The sequence below is a fragment of the Ideonella sp. genome, assembly GCF_044358605.1.
In the GTDB taxonomy this organism is placed as follows: Bacteria; Pseudomonadota; Gammaproteobacteria; order Burkholderiales; family Burkholderiaceae_C; genus Ideonella.
Window position 1 is genome coordinate 14092 of sequence record NZ_JBIKNQ010000038.1, and the last position, 18111, is coordinate 32202.

Below are 18111 nucleotides of genomic sequence, written 5' to 3' on the forward strand. Positions count from 1 at the left end.
AGGTCGGAATGCTGCGCGAGATCGAGGTGCAAGACGAGTACGGCCAGCGCCGCAACATCCATATCCCCGCCGAGCGCCCGCTCACGGTCTTTGTCGACAAGCGCGAGCTGGTCACCCTGATGACCTTGGGCGCTGCGCCTGAGCTGCTGGTGCTGGGCTATCTGCGCAACCAGCGTTTGATTGCGGATGTGACCGAGGTCGCCTCCATCACCGTTGATTGGGAGGTCAACGCGGCCGCCGTGCGCACCCACCACGGCATTGCAGACCTGGAGTCGCTCACCGCGCAACGCGTGGTCACCACCGGCTGCGGCCAGGGCACGGTGTATGGCAGCGTGATGAGCCAGGTCGGCGCGGTGAAGCTGCCCACCGCCGCCGAAGCACGCATCCGCCAAAGCACCTTGCAGACCTTGCTGGAGACCATGCGCCAGCAAGACAGCATCCACCGCAAAGCGGGCTCGGTGCATGGCTGCGCCCTGTTCCAAGGCGGCGAGATGCTCTACTTTGTCGAAGACGTGGGCCGCCACAACGCCATCGACACCATTGCCGGCTGGATGGGCCTGCACGGCGTGCAGGGCGGCGACAAGATCTTCTACACCACGGGCCGACTCACCAGCGAGATGGTGATGAAGGCCGCCTTGATGGGCGTGCCCATCATCGTCTCGCGCAACGGTGTCACCCACATGGGCCACGAGCTGGCGTCTCAACTCGGCCTGACGCTGTTTGGCCGCGCCGCCAACAAGCACTTCCTCTGCTACTGCGGCTTTGAGCGCTTCGACGCCGAACCCCTGCCGCCGTCACCCACCATGCGGGTGGTGGCCGGATAGAGCGTGGCTCCAACCAGACCCTAGTGAGGCCGGGCTGGCGGATAGGCGCCACAGCAAGACCTTTTTGGCATCGCCGCTGGAAGTGAGCTGCGCATAGGCTATGGTGCTGGCCTTCCGAAGCTTGATGCCCACCATGCTCACTGATCTGATCGTGGCGTCCCTGGACGACGCCCCTGCCATCCTCACCGCCCAAGGCCATGCCAATATTTGGCCCACCCTTGAATCTCGCGGCCTGACTCCTGCTCTCTTGGCCAGCCTGCGCCGGCTGATGCGCGGCGAGCCCGCCACGCTGGCCCAGGCCCAAGCCGATGTGGAGCAGTTTGAGGTGCTGTCGCAGGGGGAAGACGGCGACCCCTGGCTGGCCGCGCTGCCACCAGACTTGGTGCAGCACCTGGCGCTGATGGCCGAGGCCCAGTGCGAGCCCGTGGCCGCCGCCTGGGCCCTCAGCGATGTAGCCCGCCGAGACCGCTGGCAAGCCACAGAGTTGACGCCGTTGCTGGCCGAGATGTCGGCCTTGGCGGCTGGCGCGGTGGCGCAGGGCAAGGGCATGCTGTTGTGGATGTGCCCCTGACCAAGCCTGAGGGCGGTGAACCCGCTGTCGCCCATGCGGCTAAGTCTGATCACGCGGCCCACGGTGCCTGAACACCCAACCCTCGCCCCCGCGAAACGGAATCGTGGCCTCCAGACTAGCGCCCAAGCGCCGCGCCACCGCCGCTGAAGCCTCATTGCCCACCGCCACCACGCTGACGGCGGTGCGCCAGCCAAAGTGCTCATAGGCGGCCTGCAAGGCCCGCTGAGCGCCTTCGGTGGCATAGCCGTGGCCGTGGTGGCCGGGCAGCAAGGCCCAGGTGATCTCCGGCTCCACCCAGCCCTCCGGGAACCACAGGCCACTCAAGCCCACCAGCTCGCCGGTGGCCTTCAACTCCAAGGCCCACGGCCCGTAGCCGCGCAAAGCCCAGTGGCCTGAAAACACAGCGAACTTGCGCCAAGCCTCGTCGCGCCCGCAAGGGCCGCCATAGGTGGCCGATACCGCGCTGGCGTAAAAACCCACCCAGGGCTCGAAGTCGGCAGGCGTAAAGCCTCGCAGCCGCAAGCGCGGCGTCTCCAACACAGGAATGTCCAAGGGCATGGGTGTCACAGCGTTTGGCGATAGCGCGCCAGCATCTCGGCCTGGGTCTCGGCGGTCACTGCTTCGCCCCGGTACTGGGCGATCTGGTCGCGCAGCATCTCGCCCATGCTGGGCAGGCGGCTACGCTCGATGTGGCGGCTGGCGTCCCACAGGGCCGAGCGCATCAGCGCTTTGGCGCAATGCAGATAGGCACCTTGCACACTGAGCCGGATCACCAGCTTGGGCACGCGGCGCTCATCCTCGCAGGCGGCCAACTCAGCGGGCGCCGTGCTGAGCACGGCCAGGCCATGGACGCGCAGGGTCTCGTCCACGCCGGGCACCAAGAACAGCAGGCCGACCTCGGCTTGGCCGGCCACGCCCTGGGCCTGCCCCGAAGCGATGTTCTCCAGCGTGTCCAGCCGGTTGTTGCCCGGCGCATCAGGGATGAGCAGGGTCTGGGCGTCCCACACTTTGACAAAGCCAGGGGCGCCGCCGCGCGGAGAGGCGTCGGCCCCTGGGCTGCTGGCCTGCGCCGAATGCGTGCTGACCACCACTAAGGGCGACAGCGCGATGAACTGCTGGCAGTGGGCGTCCAGCTCAGGCAACTCTTTCTTGGCCGAACGCTCGCGGGTGGGCTCATAGAAGCGCCTCAGCGCCTCCACCGAGGTGATGTGATGGCTGCTCATGGGTGCCAGTGTGCCTTGCGCCGCGCTTCCACCTGAGGGCAAGGCTGAAAAAGTCCCTCGCAGCGTTTGTGCGCCTAGCTTCTTCAACCTTGCCTTAGGGATGGGGTGTTGCAAATCGGCATCGCCGCGCTGGGCTACCATGCTGACTCTATGAAGGGGTCGAATAAAGGCCCCGGTACATCAACAAGGCGGAGGATCGACGATGAACAAGACCTTGTGGGTCGTGGGCTGGTGTGGGTGCTTGTCGGGCCGTGGAGCCTGTCCATGAGCGCGCGCCACCTGATGTTGCAGTCCGACAGCCGGGGCAGCGCCTGGGGCTTGGCGTCGGTGCTCGTGACGCTGGCGGCGTTTCCGCTGGCCTATCACTTTTTGCCGGCCGCCGCATTGCCGCTGCTGGCTTTTGCGCTGGGCTACCAGGCCTATCGCCTGTACAGACGCCAATTGCGCCGTCCGGACGATGCCACCGCCTGGGCGCCCCTGATGCCCATGCTCTTGGCCGTGGTGGCCGAGGTGGCCTTGCTGGTCTTGGTGTCTAAATTCTGGGCCTGAGCCCCCGCGCCTACCAAGCCTGGAGCTCGCCCGCCTCATCGGCTTGATAGCCGGGCAGGGCATTGAGCTGCGCGCGCAGCGTGGTGTCTTGGAGCGCTTGCCGCAGGGCTTGCAGGGTCGGGTGCGGCAGGGTGGAGGGGCGGCACACCAAAAAGTAGCGCTCGCGAGCCAAAGGGATGAAGTCCAGCTTGAACTGCCGTGCGGCAGTTTCCAAGCCAAAGCCCGCATCGGCCATGCCGCTGGCCACAAAGGCCGCCACCGCTGCATGGGTGAACTCACTTTGCTCAAAGCCCTTGATCTGGGCGCCGCTGAGGCCTTGTTGGGCCAGCAGGCCTTCGAGCAGCAGCCGTGTGCCGGAGTCGGCCTGACGGTTGATGAAGCGCAGTTCGGGTCGCGCCAAATCGCTCAGTTGAGACAGCCCCTGTGAGTTGCCCGGCGGCAGCATCAAGCCCTGACGCCGGTGAGCGATGTGGATCATCAGCCAGCCAGGCTGCGCTGCTTGAGACGCGCCCAACCACGGGGCGTAACGCGCGCGAGCCATGGCTTCTAAGGGGCCTTCGGGCAGATGCAGGCCGGCGATGTCGGCATGCCCCTCTTGCAGCGCGGCTGCAGCGGCCACGGTGCTCGCATAGCGGTGCTCCAAGGCCACGCCTTGTGCACTGAGGCTGGCCAGCAAGGCCTCGATGGCGAAACCATGGCTGGCATCCAGCCGCAGTGCGGGGGCGGGCAGGTGCAGGCTGGGGGCTAACTCTGCACTCAGCTCTGCACTCAATTCGTTGGCCAGGGTCTCCAGCAGCGGGCCTAGGCGTGCGTCAATGCGGCGCTGGGCCCACACCAGCTTGGCGCCCAGCGGGGTCAGCGTCGAGCCCTTGCCGCGCGCCATGCTCAGCAGCGGGCCGCCCAGCAGGCTCTCGCCCTGGCGCAATAAATCCCAAGCATGGCGGTATGAGAGGCCCAGCGCGGTGCTGGCCGCTTGCAAGCTGCCGCAGGCCTGCACCTGGACCAACAGCTCTAGCAGCCGCGCAGGCAGCGGGCTGCCGCTGGCCGTGTTGATGGCCCAGACCGGGCGAATGCGGATGGCGTTGCTCACTGGAGATCGGCCTCATATTGCGGCCCACCGCTGCAGCGGCGAACATGCAGGCTGTGACTCATCCGCGCCCACCATCACCCTCAACGCGCGTTAGGCGGCCGACCTGCGGCCTTGCTTTGGGTTTCGGCGGCCAGGGCTTCACGCAGTTTGTCTTTTTTGCTTTTGCGATGGCCCTTGATGCCGCCATTCGGGTCCAGCCCCGTGCCGCGCGCCGTGCTGGTGTCAGGCGCGTCTGGCGCCTCGCCGGGTGCGGCAAGCGGTTCACGCGGCTCAAAGCCCGCCACGGTCTCGCGCGGCACGCGCTGACCTTGGCGCTTTTCAATCAGGCGGAAATGGGTTTCTGCGGCCGGGGGCACAAAGCTGATGGCCTCGCCCTGGCCGCCCGCACGGCCGGTGCGGCCAATGCGGTGGATGTAGTCCTCGGGCGAGCGCGGCAGGTCCATGTTCACCACAATGGGCAAGGCCTCGATGTGCAGGCCGCGCGCCGCCATGTCGGTGGCCACCAGCACCTGCACCTGTCCGCGCTTGAAGGCCAGCAGCGCATCCGTGCGCGCGCCTTGGCTCATATCGCCATGAAAGGGCGCGGCGCGGATGCCATCGCGCCCCAGCTTGGCGGCCACATGCTCGGTGCGGTAGCGGCTGGCCACAAACACCAGGGCCCGGTCTTGCGGTGCTTGGGCCAGCAAGTGGCGCAACAGCGGGCCGCGGCGCTCTTCCTCGACCACGATGGCGCGCTGCAAGATGTCCGGACGCGCGGCCACGGCACTGGCCAAATCCACTTCCACGGGATCGCGCAGCAGGGCATCGGCCAGGGCTTTGACGCCCGTCGCAAAGGTGGCCGAGCACAGCACGCATTGGCGCTGGCTAGGCAACAAGGCCAGCACCTCGTTCAGCTCATCGGCAAAGCCCAGGTCCAGCAGGCGGTCGGCTTCGTCCAGCACCAGCGTGGCTACTTGGTCCAGGTGCAGGGCGTTATGCCGCACCAGGTCCAGCAAGCGGCCCGGCGTGGCCACCATGATGTCGGCCCCGCCACGCAAGCCCATCATCTGCGGGTTGATGGAGACGCCGCCAAAGGCCACGTTGATCTTGATGAGCCCGGGCAGCTCATGCGCCAGGTCGCGCAGGGTCTCAGCCACTTGCAGGGCCAGCTCGCGCGTGGGCACCAGCACCAGGCCGCGCACGGGCCGGGGGCTTTGGGGCTTGCCGGTCAGCCATTGCTGCAAGAGCGGCAAGGCAAAGGCGGCGGTCTTGCCCGAGCCGGTGCGCGCCTGCACCCGCACGTCGCGCCCAGCCAGCAGGGCCGGAATGGCCGAGGCCTGCACCGGCGTGGGTTGCAGAAAATGCGCGCGTGCGCAGGCTTGGGCCAAGGCGGGCAGCAAGCCCAGTTCAGAAAAAGACATCAGCAACCTATTCAGCGAAGCCTGCATGTTCGCACGGTATAACAAAGACATGACTCAAGCCAACGATCCAGCCGCTGCGGTGCACACCGTGGCCATTCCCGTCGAGGCCATCGGCAAAGGCGGCCGAGGTGGCCGAACCGGCCGCAAAAGCGGCCAACTCAAAGGCCGTCAGGTCAACGATGCCGCGCTGGCGCTGGTGCGAAACCTCATCGGCGAGGGGCCGCATGCGCGGGACGAACTGATCGAGCACCTGCACCGGCTCAATGACAGCCAAGGCGCGTTGGTCAAAGCCCATCTGGCGGCCCTGGCCGCCGAGATGCGGCTCTCCATGGCCGAGGTCATCGAGGTCGCGAGTTTCTATCACCACTTCCAAGTGCGCGAAGACGATGAAACCGCCCCGGCGCTGACAGTGCGGGTGTGCGACAGCCTGGGCTGTGCCATGGCTGGCGGTGCGGAGCTGCTGGCGCGTTTGGGCGCGGCGCTGTCGCCGCAAGTGCAGGTGCTGGCCAGCCCTTGCGTGGGCCGCTGCGAACACGCCCCGGTGGCCGTGGTGGGCCAGCGCCCGCTGCTGCGCGCCACACTGCCCACTGTGTTGCAGCATGTGGCCCAAGGCGATGGCACCCAGCACCCGCCCGCCGAGCAGGCCCAGCAGGCCTATGACCCCGCCGCTCACGCCCCTTGTGCCTTGACGCATGGTGATGAGCCCGTGTCACCGCCCTGGACGGGCTTGGCGGCCTATCAAGCGCAAGGCGGCTATGCGCTGTGGCAGGCCTTGGTGGAGGGCCGCCACAGCGCCGACGCGGTGCTGGCCGAGATGGAGGCCTCGGGCCTGCGGGGCTTGGGCGGCGCGGGCTTTCCGGCGGGGCGCAAATGGCGCATCGTGCGCGAGCAACCCGCGCCCCGGCTGATGGCCGTCAACATCGACGAGGGCGAGCCCGGCACTTTTAAAGACCGCACCTATCTGGAGCGCGACCCGCATCGCTTTTTGGAAGGCGCACTGGTGGCCGCCCAGGTGGTGGGCATCAGCGCCATCTACATCTATCTGCGCGACGAGTACCACGGCGCTCGCGCCGTGCTGCAGCAGGCGGTGGCTGAGCTGCAGGCCTTTGCCGACAAGCACGCACCCGGCGCGCTGCCGCCCATCACCTTGCGCCGAGGCGCCGGGGCTTATGTGTGCGGCGAAGAGTCCGCGATGATCGAAAGCATTGAGGGCAAGCGTGGTGAGCCCCGCCTGCGCCCGCCCTACATCGCCCAGCGCGGCCTGTTTGGCCGGCCCACGCTAGAGCACAACTTTGAGACGCTGTACTGGGTGCGCGACATTGCCCAGCGCGGTGCTGCTTGGTTCACCGGCTTTGGCCGCCACGGCCGGGTGGGCTTGCGCTCTTTCTCGGTCAGCGGGCGGGTGCGGCAGCCGGGCGTCAAGCTGGCGCCCGCCGGCATCACCTTGCGCGAGTTGGTCGATGAATACTGCGGCGGCATGGCCGAGGGCCATGAGCTTTACGGCTATTTCCCAGGCGGTGCTTCGGGCGGCATGCTGCCGGCCCGCCTGGCCGATGTGCCGCTGGACTTTGACACCTTGCAGCCCCATGGCTGCTTCATTGGCTCGGCCGCCGTGGTCGTCTTCAGCCAGGCCGACAGCGCGCGCGCCCTGGCTCATAACGCCATGCAGTTCTTTGCGCATGAGAGCTGCGGCCAGTGCACCCCCTGCCGCGTGGGCACCGACAAAGCGGCGCACCTGATGGGCCTGCCCGGCACTTGGGACCACCCCACCTTGAATGACCTGAGCACCGTGATGATCGACGCTTCGATCTGCGGCCTGGGGCAAGCCGCCCCGAATGTGATCCGCTGCGTGCAGCGCTACTTCCCCGAGGAAGTTGGGGCCCAAGGAGACGCGTCATGAGCACCACGCTGTTGTTGAACGACCAGGCGCACACGCCGCATCCTGGCGAAAGCATTTTGCAAATGGCCCAGCGCGTGGGCGTGAGCATTCCGCATCTCTGCGCCAAAGAGGGTTTGCGCCCCGATGGCAACTGCCGCGCCTGCGTGGTGGAGATTGACGGCGAGCGCACCCTGGCGGCGTCTTGCTGCCGCGCCGCTGAGCCCGGCCTGGTGGTGCGCAGCGCGAGCCCCCGTGCGCTGGCCTCTCAGCGCATGGTGCTGGAGTTGCTCTTGGCCGACAGGCCCGCCCAAGGCCACGCCTGGGTGGCGGGTCAGGCCGAGCAGCCGCATGGTGAGCTGAGCCAGTGGAGTGATGCATTGGGCGTGCGCGTGCGCCCCGCCTTAGCCTCTCTGGTCCATGCAGGCCCTGCAGCAGACTTGAGCCACCCTGCCATGGCCGTCAACCTGGACGCCTGCATTCAATGCACCCGCTGCGTGCGCGCCTGCCGTGAAGAGCAGGTCAATGACGTGATTGCCGTCACCGGACGGGGCGCCCACACCCGCATCAGCTTCGACCTGGGCGTGGACATGGGCGAGAGCACCTGCGTGGCCTGTGGCGAGTGCGTGCAAGCCTGCCCCACCGGCGCGCTCTCGCTCAAGAGCTTGAGCGGTGACCTGCGCGTGGACCGCGAGGTGCACTCGGTGTGCCCCTACTGCGGCGTGGGCTGCCAGATGACCTACCAGATCAAGGACGAGCGCATCGTGGCCGTGCAAGGCCGCGACGGCCCTGCCAACCAAAGCCGCTTGTGCGTGAAGGGCCGCTTTGGCTTTGACTATGTGCACCATGCGGGGCGCCTGACCACACCGCTGGTCCGCAAGACCGGCGTACCCAAGCAAGCCAGCGATGCCCAGCGCCAAGGCGACTGGCGCGAGGTCTTCCGCGAAGCCACTTGGGAAGAGGCGCTGGACCTTGCTGCAGGTGGCCTGAAGCGCCTGCGGGACCAGCATGGCCTGAAAGCGCTGGCGGGTTTTGGCTCGGCCAAGGGCAGCAATGAAGAGGCTTATCTGTTCCAAAAGCTGGTGCGCACCGGCTTTGGCAGCAATAACGTGGACCACTGCACCCGGCTCTGCCATGCCTCCAGCGTGGCGGCTTTGCTGGAAGGCGTGGGCTCGGGCGCGGTGAGCAACCCGGCGCTGGATGTGACCCAGGCCGAGCTGATCTTGGTGATCGGCTCCAACCCCACGTCCAATCACCCGGTGGCTGCCACCTGGATGAAGAACGCGGCGCAGCGTGGCGCCAAGATTGTGCTGGCCGACCCGCGCCGCACCGACATCGCCCGACACGCTTGGCGCACCTTGCAGTTCCGCCCCGACACCGATGTGGCCATGGTCAATGCCCTGCTGCACACCATCATCGAAGAAGGCTTGGTCGATCAGGCGTTTGTGAGGGAGCGCACCACCCACTTTGAGGAGCTGAAGGCCACCGTGGCCGCCTACTCGCCCGAGCGCATGGCGCCGATCTGCGGGATCCCGGCCGAGACCCTGCGCGAGGTGGCGCGGGCCTTTGCCACCGCCAAGAGCGCCATGGTGCTGTGGGGCATGGGCGTGAGCCAGCATGTGCACGGCACCGACAACGCCCGCTGCCTGATCGCCCTGGTGGCCATCACCGGCCAGATCGGCAAGCCGGGCTCTGGTTTGCACCCGTTGCGCGGCCAAAACAATGTGCAGGGCGCCAGCGACGCGGGGCTGATCCCGATGATGTTCCCCAACTACCAGCGGGTGAGCACGCCCGAGGCCCACGCTTGGTTTGAGCAGTTTTGGGGCCAGCCGCTGGATGCCACACCGGGCTACACGGTGACTGAGATTTTGAAAAAGGCCTTGGCCCCCGCGAGCGACCCGCACAAGGTGTGGGGCATGTATGTGGAGGGCGAAAACCCAGCCATGAGCGACCCCGACCTGAACCACGCCCGCGCGGCCTTGGCCGCGCTGGAACACCTGGTGGTGCAGGACATTTTCATGACGGAAACCGCTTGGCTGGCCGACGTCATCCTGCCCGCCTCGGCCTGGCCCGAGAAGACCGGCACGGTGACCAACACCGACCGCACGGTGCAAATGGGCCGCCGGGCGCTGAGCGCGCCGGGCCAAGCCCGGCAAGACTTGTGGATCATCCAGCAGATCGCCCAGCGCATGGGCCTGAATTGGCACTATCCCGGCCCTGAGAGTGGGGTGGCGGCGGTCTATGAAGAAATGCGCCAAGCCATGCACGGCGTGATTGCCGGGGTGAGCTGGCAGCGCCTAGAGCGCGACAGCGCCGTGACCTACCCTTGCCTGAGCGAGGACGACCCGGGCCACCCCATCGTCTTCATCGACCACTTCCCCACCCCTGACGGCAAGCTGCGCTTGGTGCCTGCCGACATCATCCCCGCGGCTGAGAAGCCCGACGATGAGTACCCCTTTGTGCTGATCACCGGCCGCCAGTTGGAGCACTGGCACACCGGCAGCATGAGCCGCCGCACCGAGGTGCTGGACGCCATCGAGCCCCAGCCCACGGCCAGCTTGAATGGGGCCGACTTGCAGCGTTTGGGCGTGCAGCCAGGCCAAGCCTTGACCGTGGCCTCTCGGCGCGGCCAGATCACCCTGACGGCGCGTCGCGACGACGGCACGCCCCCCGGCGCGGTCTTCATCCCTTTTGCCTACACCGAGGCCGCAGCCAACCTGCTGACCCACGCCGCGCTGGACCCATTCGGAAAGATCCCGGAGTTCAAGTACTGCGCGGTCAAGGTGCTTGCTGCCCAGGCCGCACCGGTGCCTGCATCTTGGGCGGGGCGGGCGCAGGCGGTGTGATTGCTTGGCAAGCCTCACCGCATGGAAATGGAAGCTTAGGTCGGTAGGCCCGCGGGCGTCGCGCTTGCCTTGAGGGACGGGGGGACTGCCGCCGCTCATGTCCTCCGCCGTCGGCCGCGCCGCCGTCTCCCCCTTTACTTCGCTTTGGCAATCCCCCCATCCCTCACGGCCGGTCACCGTGGTTGGCTGATGGGAGCAAGCACCCCGACTCTGAGGTTGATGGTGAAGGGCTCGCTCAGCAAGCGGCACCGCATGGAAATGGCAGCCTAGGCCGGGAGGCCAGGGGGACTGCCAGAGCGAAGTAAAGAAGGAGGCCGAAGGCCGGGTGACATGAGCGGCGGCAGTCCCCCTGGCCTCCTGGTCGACCGTGACCCAGCGGCCGACCGTGACCCAGCAGACGAGGAAAGTCAACGACCCCTACTCAGCCACACGCACACGCCGCCAAAAACCTCGACCATCACATCGACGGTCGCGTCGAAATCTCAGCCACACGCACACGCCGCCAAAAACTCCCGCCATCGGTGCCTGTGTAGCCCCAGCAGTTTGATCGGGCTCAAGGTCGGGGTCAGCCAGGACGACTAAGGTTTAACCCTTAACAGGGTGCGCGAGCCTGCGGCTTGCGCGCAGCGCCGGGTGATGTTGATCAATGCCATCCATCATATCCACACTTCAGATCAGCATTCAAAAGGTGCTTCTGAAGAGTGTGCGCTAACACCCTCACCATATTCCTGGCCTTTTAGATCGACCTGACATGTATCAACCTCAACCGGCTGGCTTGCCCTCCGGCACCATTGGTGGCCGCAGGCAGCGTTCTTCTGTGTTTTTTGCGCCACTTTGGCGGGCGTCTGCGGCGCAGGCCGCTTGGGCCTTTGCGGCCTGGGCGGTGGCGCTTTTGGTGCCCTGGTGGGCGGCTACCACCCTGGCCCAAGCTTATGGGGTGGAGTTGCGCTGGGCCGTGTCCCCAGGCCTGAGTTGGGCGCTGATGGCGGTGTTCGGTTTGCTGCCCTTGGTGGTGTCTGCGGTGGCCCTGGCCGTGCTGCCGCGCTGGCTGCAGCCCTCGGTGGACTTGGTGCGCACCACCGGCCTGCCGGCACGTGCGCTGGCCACGCCGCTTTACCTGATGTTCGCGGGCTTGCCGCTGGCGCTGGTGGGCTTGCATCTGCACACGGCCTTGGCTGCTTTGGGCTTGGCCTTGGGTGCGGCTGGGTTGGCCTTGGTGGCGGGGCGCAGCATGGTCTTGATGCTGGAGAGCTCCGGCCGCGACCGTGACCATGCCCGCCTGGCGGTTCTGGGCTTGGCCGTGCTGGCCGCGGCCCAGTGGGTGGCTGCGTTGGCCTTGGTGCTGCATGTGCCGCTGGTGGCGCAAGCCGCGGCGGCCCTGGCCTTGTGGGGCGGTGCGGCGCTGGTGTTGACTACGGTTGCCCTGCGCCAAATGCCCCGGTTTGCGGCCGACGTGCTGCCCGCACAAGCGGCTTGGCACTCGCGCGCTTTGCTGGCTGCGCTGAGCCTGGTGCTGATGTTGGAGGCGGTGTTGAGCGCCGCGCAAACTTTGTCCGGCGGCACGCTGGGTGCTGCCCCAGCCATGGTGGCTGCGGCTGTTGAGGGTGCGGCCAGTTTGATGCTCTGCTGGCTGGCGCTGCGCTGGGGCCTGCGGGCCTCTTTGGCACGCCGTACCGAAGCCCGCAACGACGCCGGTGAGCCCGTCTGGGCCCGCGCCGGTAGCCAGCGCCTGCTGGCCATGGGCCACGCTGGTTTTGCCTGGGCCGCTGCGGCCTTGGGCCTGCAGGCCGTTTCTCACCTGACCCTGGCCCTGAGCGAAGGCCAACTCTCCTTGGGCGCCGCCCCGGCCCTGGCACTGGGCCTGGGCACCGTGGCCAGCTTGAGCTTGGCCCTGTGCACCCGCGAAGCCGCTCGTAGCGCGGGCCAGCCGCTGTGCTCATCCCGCTGGGACGGCCTCTTGGCCTGCGTGTTGCAAGCCGGTGCCTTGTTTGGGGTGCTGGCGGCCTTGTTCCCCGCTCAGGCCACGGCCTTGGGCTTGCTGGCCCTGCAGTTCTGCGGCTTGGCCGCGTTGACTTGGGCGCTGCGCCAGCGTCGTCGCTGAAGTAGTCTGCTTTCTTTTCGGTGGGCGTGCATGGCAGACTCAGCCATGCGCGCCCATTTGCTTTTTGACCTCGACGGCACCTTGTCCGACCCCAGTGTTGGTATTGCCCGCTGCATCAACCACGGCTTGCAAGCGCTGGGCTATGAGCCCCGGCCCGAGCCCAGCCTGCACCGCTACATCGGCCCGCCGCTGGACGAAACCTTTCGTGCACTGACAGGTCGCGACGAGGTGACGCATTTGGCTGACTTGGTGGCCGCTTACCGCGTGCGTTACGCCGAGAGCGGCTATGCCGAAAACACGCTCTATGCGGGCGTGCCCGAGGCGCTGCAGGCGCTGCGCCAAGCAGGTGCCGTGCTGGGCGTGGTGACCAGCAAGCGGGTGGACTTCGCCGAGCAGATTCTTGAGCTTTTTGGCCTGCGCCAGCACTTTGCCTGGGTCAGCGGCGGCGAGATCGGCACGCCCAAGTGGCAGCAGTTGCGCCAATTGTGTGAGCAAGGGCAGGTGGCCTCCAGCGCAGTGATGATCGGCGACCGCGATGTCGATCTGCAAGCGGCCCACCGCAACAGCCTGCGCAGCGCGGCGGTCTATTGGGGCTTTGGCAGCGCCGAAGAACTGCAGGCCGAGCAGCCCCACCACCATTGCCATGCGCCCGCCGATTGGCTGAGGCTTTGGCCCGCGTCAGCGTCAGGTCTGTGATCGAGTGGAAGTGGGCTGCTGCCTGGCCCGCGCCCCAAGGCGCCAAGGCTTTGCCGCCGAAACTGCTCGCTAAGCCTTGCTGCACATTGGCTTTGACGAGCAACGCTGACTTTCGCTGTAGAGCTTGCGTCCTATTGAGCAGGGGCCGCACGACCCACGCCACACACCTCAGTCGCAAATGCAGACCGATTCACGCTAGCTGATCTGCTGCCGCATGCAGCTTCGCAGTAGCGCTCAAAGGCGTCCGTGCTGAAACCCGGCGCTTCGGATGCAGCAGCTACATCAGCCCTCGCTGCCGATGGCAGAAACATGGACATCTCAGAGCTGCAATTGCTTTCGTAGGCGCAAGAACTGAGAGCAGCTACCGCACGCTCACATGCAGGCGTCAGACCGACGGTAGGCGATGGTGTCTGGCCTGCGGCGGAGGCTGATGTGGCACTGGCGTGTTCGAGCGGCGCAGGCGAGGCCGTGGTCTGGCTGGATGGGGCGCAGGCTGATAAGAGGGCGCAGGACATGGTGAACAGCGAAACCCTCGACACCGTTTGGGCCAGGATAAAGGTCAAACGCAAAGACAATGGATTCATGGGGTGGTCTGCTGGCATGGTCTCGATAGGCATTGACTACACTCTCAGTGACTCGAAAGAAAACGAAAGACCTGCGAATGCCATTTCTCGACTGGGTGAACAAGAACCAGGCCAAGGAGGCCACCCGGGAGGTGCCTTATCACCTGCTCAAGCACGAGGCCAGCTTTGGTGAGCCTTCAGATAACCTGCTGATTCAGGGTGACAACCTGCTGGCGCTGAAGGCTTTGGTGCCTTTTTATGCCGGGCGGGTGAAGTGTATTTTCATTGACCCGCCGTACAACACGCAGAGCGCCTTTGAGCACTACGACGACAAGCTGGAGCACAGCCAATGGTTGTCGATGATGTATCCCAGGTTGGCTCTTTTACGCCAATTGCTTAGTGAGGACGGCAGCATCTGGGTGACCATTGATGACAACGAAGCTCACTACTTGAAGGTCTTGTTGGACGAAGTTTTTGGTAGAACGAACTTTGTGGCGAATGTCATTTGGCAGAAAAAATATGCAGTAGCTAACGACCACAAAACCATCGCCCCCATGCATGATCACGTGCTTGTTTTTCGGAAGTCACCGGCTTGGACGCGCAATCTTTTGGCTAGGGATGCAAGTAAGGACGTCCTATATAGATTCAGTGACGGGCGAGGGGATTGGCGACCGGACAACTACACATGCAGCAAGACTGCTGACGAGAGGCCGAATCTCTACTATCCGATTACTCATCCCGTTACCGGAGAGCAGATTTTTCCCAAACGAACAAGGGTGTGGGCCTACTCGAAGGAACAGCATTTGGATCATGTTCAGAACGACATGATCTACTGGGGCAAGGATGGGTTGTCCAAGATCCCATCAATAAAGCGGTACAAGCATCTTTTGCGGCAGTCGGGAATTGTTCCTCAGTCTCTCTGGCTGCACGAGTTTGCGGGGCATACGGATCAGTCGCGTAAAGAGACCCGAGCTGTCCTTGGAACTGAATCTTTGGCGGATGACTTCCTCACCCCTAAGCCCGAGTTACTGCTGTCCCGAGTTTGGTCTTTGGCGTCCGATCCCGGCGACTTGGTTTTGGACTCATTCCTCGGTTCGGGGACAAGCGCCGCAGTCGCCCACAAGATGGGCCGCCGCTACATCGGCATCGAGATGGGCGAGCATGCTCGAACGCACTGCCTGCCGCGCCTGCAAAAAGTCGTTGAAGGCGAGCAAGGCGGCATCAGTGAGTCTGTGGGCTGGAAGGGCGGTGGCGGCTTTCGCTTCATGACCCTGGGCGAACCGGCGTTTGATGCCGATGGCCGCATCAACCCCAGCGTGCGCTTTGCCACGCTGGCGGCTTTTGTGTGGCATGTGGAAGCCGGTGTGCCGGGGCGGCAGACCTTTGACTCCCCCCTGCTGGGCGTGCATGAAGGCACGGCTTTTTACCTGCTCTACAACGGCATCTTGGGGGACCGCAAACCCGAGGGCGGCAATGTGCTGACGCATGCGGTGCTGCAGGCGCTCAAAGAGGTGTTCCCGCATGAGGGGCCGCGTGTGGTGTACGGCGAGACCTGCCGCTTGGGCCCGGCCCGGCTGGCGGCAGAGCAGATCACTTTCAAGCAAATCCCCTACGACGTGAAGATGCGTTGAGCAACGGCACGCCCAAACCCACACGCACGCACCCGTACACACGCAAGCACGATGCTTCAACTCAAAAACTATCAGCAACAAGCCCTGGACGCGCTGGAGGGCTTTTTGCAAGCCACCCGTTCCAAGCCTGTGGCCCAGGCCTTTGCGCAGGCCATGGCCCGCCAGAACAGGGCCGACACCTACCAGGCCTTGTTTGGGGAGGTGCCCGCCGTTTGCTTGCGCGTGCCCACGGGCGGCGGCAAGACCTTGCTGGCGGCGCACAGCGTGGCCTTGGCAGGCCGTGCGGTTTTGGACACCCAGGCCCCGGTGGCTTTGTGGCTGACGCCTTCAGACACCATCCGCAGCCAAACCCTGGAGGCGCTCTCCAACGCCCGCCACCCCTACCGCTTGGCCTTGCAAAAGCACTTTGGCGACAGGGTGCGGGTGTGCGACCTGGACAGCCTGCAAACCGTGTCGCCCCAAGACGTGGGGCAGTTCTGCATTGTGGTGGTGGCCACCATCCAAGCCTTTAATGTGACGGACACGGCGCAGCGCAATGTCTATTCCTTTTTTGAGGAGCTGGCACCGCATTTTGAGGGGCTGCCCGCCAAGGTGTCAGACGGGTTAGAGCGGGTGAAGGCGCAAGACTTGGAGCGCCAGCGCTATTTGACGGCGGCTGACGTGGGGCGGGTGAAGTTTTCGCTGGCCAATTGGCTGTACTTGCGCCGCCCAATCATCATCGTGGATGAGGCGCACAACAACCGCACACGGCGCTTCTTTGAAACGCTTGGGCGCTTCAACCCCAGTTGCATCATTGAGCTGACGGCGACACCCGTGGCTGGCAACAACGTGTTGCACCATGTCTCGGCGCAAGAGCTGAAGGCCGAAGACATGATCAAGCTGCCGATTGTGCTGGCCGAACACCCCGATGGTTGGCAAGCCTGCGTGCGCGACGCCATCTTGACCCGCCAGCGCTTGGCCCTGGAAGCCCAGAAGGAGCACGAGTACATCCGCCCCATGGTGTTGATCCAGGCCATGCCCAAGGGGGGCGAGGCCACGGTGGAAGTGGTCAAGCAGTATTTGGTGGAGCAAGAGGGGGTGGCCGACGACGAGATCAAGATTGCCACGGGTACGCAAAAGGAGCTGGACGGGCTCAACCTGTTTGACCCGGCTTGCAAGGTGAACTACGTCATCACCATCGAAGCGCTGAAGGAGGGTTGGGACTGCTCTTTTGCCTATGTGTTGGCGTCTTTGCAGTCGGTCAATTCAGCCAAGGATGTTGAGCAACTGCTGGGCCGTGTGTTGCGCATGCCTTATGCCAAGGCGCGCCGCCAAGAGGCCTTGAACAAAGCCTATGCCCACATCGTGGCCGAGAACTTTGCGCAGGCCGCCGCCACCCTGAAGGACAGGATGGTGCAGAACATGGGCTTTGACCGGCTGGACTTGGCCGGCTTGGTGCTGCCACCACAGCAAGCACTGCCCCTGCTGGGCGGCAGTGGTGCTGCGCCCAAGGCGGCGCCGGTGCCTGACTGCGTGATTGAGCTGCCGCAGGTGCCCGACACCCAACACTGGACGCCTGAAGTACTGCAAGCTGTGCAGGTGAAGGAGACCTCGCAAGGGGCGACCTTGGTTATTCAAGGGGACTTGCCTGCGGCCACGCTCAAAGAAGTGGAGGCCTTCGTCACCCACACCGTGCCCGCCAAGGCGCGGGAGGCGGTGAAGCAGCAGTTTGATGCCCACCGCGCCGTGCGGCAGGCTCTGCGCGCACCGGCGCAGTTGGGCACCAGCTTTGCCACCATTCCGCAGTTGTGCCTGAGCTTTGACGGCCATCTGGAGTTGGTGGAGCGGGACACGCTGGCCAACTTGGGCGGCTGGAGCCTGCTGGACCAGCCTGTGCAGTTGCAGGGTTTCACCATCCAAGAAACCATGCATGCCTTTGAGATTGATGTGAATGGTGAGCGGGTCAGCTACCGCTTGGTGGCGTCAGAGCAGATTCCGCTGTACGAAATGAGCGACGAGGCCAGCCAACAAGGCTTGGTGCGCTGGCTGGATGTGGAGTTGCGCAGACCTTTTGTGTCGCAACTGGACTTACAAGCCTATCTGGTGAAGATGGTTCATTACCTGGTACATGAGCGGGGCATCAGCCTCACCGCCTTGGTGCGGGCCAAGTTCCAGTTGGCCCAGGCCTTAGACCGTGAGATTGAGCGACTCAGGCAGCTTGCAGCTTCACAGGGTTTTCAGGCGCGTTTGTTTGAGATGACGGTGACCAGCGGTGACGACTTGGCCCATCGAGGCTTTAGGTTCGAGCCGGGGCGCTACCCTGCGCGCCATTGCTACCAAGGCAGCTACGAGTTTCAGAAGCACTTCTACCCGCAGATTCACGACCTGCGAGAGAAAACGCCTGCAGGCAAGACGACCGAGGAGTTCCGCTGTGCCCAAGTGTTGGACGCCCACCCCAGCGTGAAACACTGGGTGCGCAACATTGAGCAAAGCCCTCAGTTTTCCTTTTGGCTACCCACGGCGACAGACTACTTTTACCCCGACTTCGTGGCAGAGTTGATTGACGGTCGCATCTTGGCTGTGGAGTACAAAGGCGAGCCCTACAAGTCCAACGACGACTCACGCGAGAAGCGGCAGGTGGGCGACCAGTGGGAGCGGGCCAGTAACGGCCGATGCCTGTTCTTGATGGCGGTGGACACAGACGATCTGGGTCGCGATGTGGCCCGGCAGATTGCGCAGAAGTTGGGTTAAGGTCAAAAGAT

13 protein-coding genes are annotated in these 18111 nt (G+C 65.0%); 9 read left to right on the forward strand and 4 right to left on the reverse strand.

Features of this window, described 5'->3' with window-relative positions:
- Positions 1–8: 8 nt before the first annotated feature.
- On the forward strand, positions 9–824 hold the full coding sequence (locus tag ACIQ3Q_RS14035) for a formate dehydrogenase accessory sulfurtransferase FdhD (protein WP_396269769.1): 816 nt from the start codon (positions 9–11) through the stop codon (positions 822–824).
- A gap of 133 nt (positions 825–957) precedes the next feature.
- Positions 958–1395 (forward strand): hypothetical protein, encoded by a 438-nt coding sequence (locus ACIQ3Q_RS14040; protein WP_396269743.1) that lies wholly within the window; start codon positions 958–960, stop codon positions 1393–1395.
- Between the two features lie 39 nt (positions 1396–1434).
- Here the strand turns inward: ACIQ3Q_RS14040 and ACIQ3Q_RS14045 are convergent, their stop codons facing one another.
- Positions 1435–1953, reverse strand: coding sequence for a GNAT family N-acetyltransferase (locus ACIQ3Q_RS14045; RefSeq protein ID WP_396269744.1), 519 nt, complete (start codon positions 1951–1953; stop codon positions 1435–1437).
- Positions 1954–1958: 5 nt separating this feature from the next.
- A complete protein-coding gene (locus tag ACIQ3Q_RS14050; protein ID WP_396269745.1) occupies positions 1959–2618 on the reverse strand; it encodes an MSMEG_1061 family FMN-dependent PPOX-type flavoprotein in 660 nt (219 codons plus the stop codon).
- Positions 2619–2882: 264 nt separating this feature from the next.
- On the opposite strand from ACIQ3Q_RS14050, the gene ACIQ3Q_RS14055 reads away from it, so the two are divergent.
- A complete protein-coding gene (locus ACIQ3Q_RS14055) occupies positions 2883–3167 on the forward strand; it encodes a hypothetical protein (protein WP_396269746.1) in 285 nt (94 codons plus the stop codon).
- Between the two features lie 10 nt (positions 3168–3177).
- Here ACIQ3Q_RS14055 and ACIQ3Q_RS14060 read toward each other — a convergent pair whose 3' ends face one another.
- Together ACIQ3Q_RS14060 and ACIQ3Q_RS14065 are read right to left on the reverse strand one after the other, a co-directional pair.
- Complete coding sequence (locus tag ACIQ3Q_RS14060) at positions 3178–4257, reverse strand: substrate-binding domain-containing protein (protein WP_396269747.1); 1080 nt, start codon at positions 4255–4257, stop codon at positions 3178–3180.
- Positions 4258–4337: 80 nt separating this feature from the next.
- Entirely contained in the window at positions 4338–5657 is a 1320-nt protein-coding gene (locus ACIQ3Q_RS14065) for a DEAD/DEAH box helicase (RefSeq protein ID WP_396269748.1), read from the reverse strand.
- A 49-nt stretch (positions 5658–5706) separates the two neighbouring features.
- Between ACIQ3Q_RS14065 and ACIQ3Q_RS14070 the strand changes: the two genes are divergently transcribed.
- The 6 genes from ACIQ3Q_RS14070 to ACIQ3Q_RS14095 all read left to right on the forward strand — a co-directional run bounded on the left by ACIQ3Q_RS14070 (position 5707) and on the right by ACIQ3Q_RS14095 (position 18100).
- Positions 5707–7557 carry an NADH-ubiquinone oxidoreductase-F iron-sulfur binding region domain-containing protein gene (locus ACIQ3Q_RS14070; protein ID WP_396269749.1) on the forward strand — a complete coding sequence of 617 codons (1851 nt, stop codon included), beginning with the start codon at positions 5707–5709 and terminating at the stop codon, positions 7555–7557.
- Positions 7554–10379: a formate dehydrogenase subunit alpha gene (fdhF, locus tag ACIQ3Q_RS14075; protein ID WP_396269750.1), complete on the forward strand. Its 2826-nt coding sequence runs from the start codon at positions 7554–7556 to the stop codon at positions 10377–10379. Before ACIQ3Q_RS14070 ends, fdhF begins: the two co-directional genes overlap by 4 nt.
- Before the next feature lie 751 nt (positions 10380–11130).
- Entirely contained in the window at positions 11131–12480 is a 1350-nt protein-coding gene (locus ACIQ3Q_RS14080) for an NnrS family protein (RefSeq protein WP_396269751.1), read from the forward strand.
- A 30-nt stretch (positions 12481–12510) separates the two neighbouring features.
- Positions 12511–13176 (forward strand): HAD family hydrolase, encoded by a 666-nt coding sequence (locus ACIQ3Q_RS14085; RefSeq protein WP_396269752.1) that lies wholly within the window; start codon positions 12511–12513, stop codon positions 13174–13176.
- 661 nt (positions 13177–13837) lie between these two features.
- Positions 13838–15370 carry a site-specific DNA-methyltransferase gene (locus ACIQ3Q_RS14090; RefSeq protein WP_396269753.1) on the forward strand — a complete coding sequence of 511 codons (1533 nt, stop codon included), beginning with the start codon at positions 13838–13840 and terminating at the stop codon, positions 15368–15370.
- 51 nt (positions 15371–15421) lie between these two features.
- Positions 15422–18100, forward strand: a complete 2679-nt coding sequence (locus ACIQ3Q_RS14095; RefSeq protein WP_396269755.1) for a DEAD/DEAH box helicase — start codon at positions 15422–15424, stop codon at positions 18098–18100.
- The last annotated feature ends 11 nt before the right edge of the window (positions 18101–18111 follow it).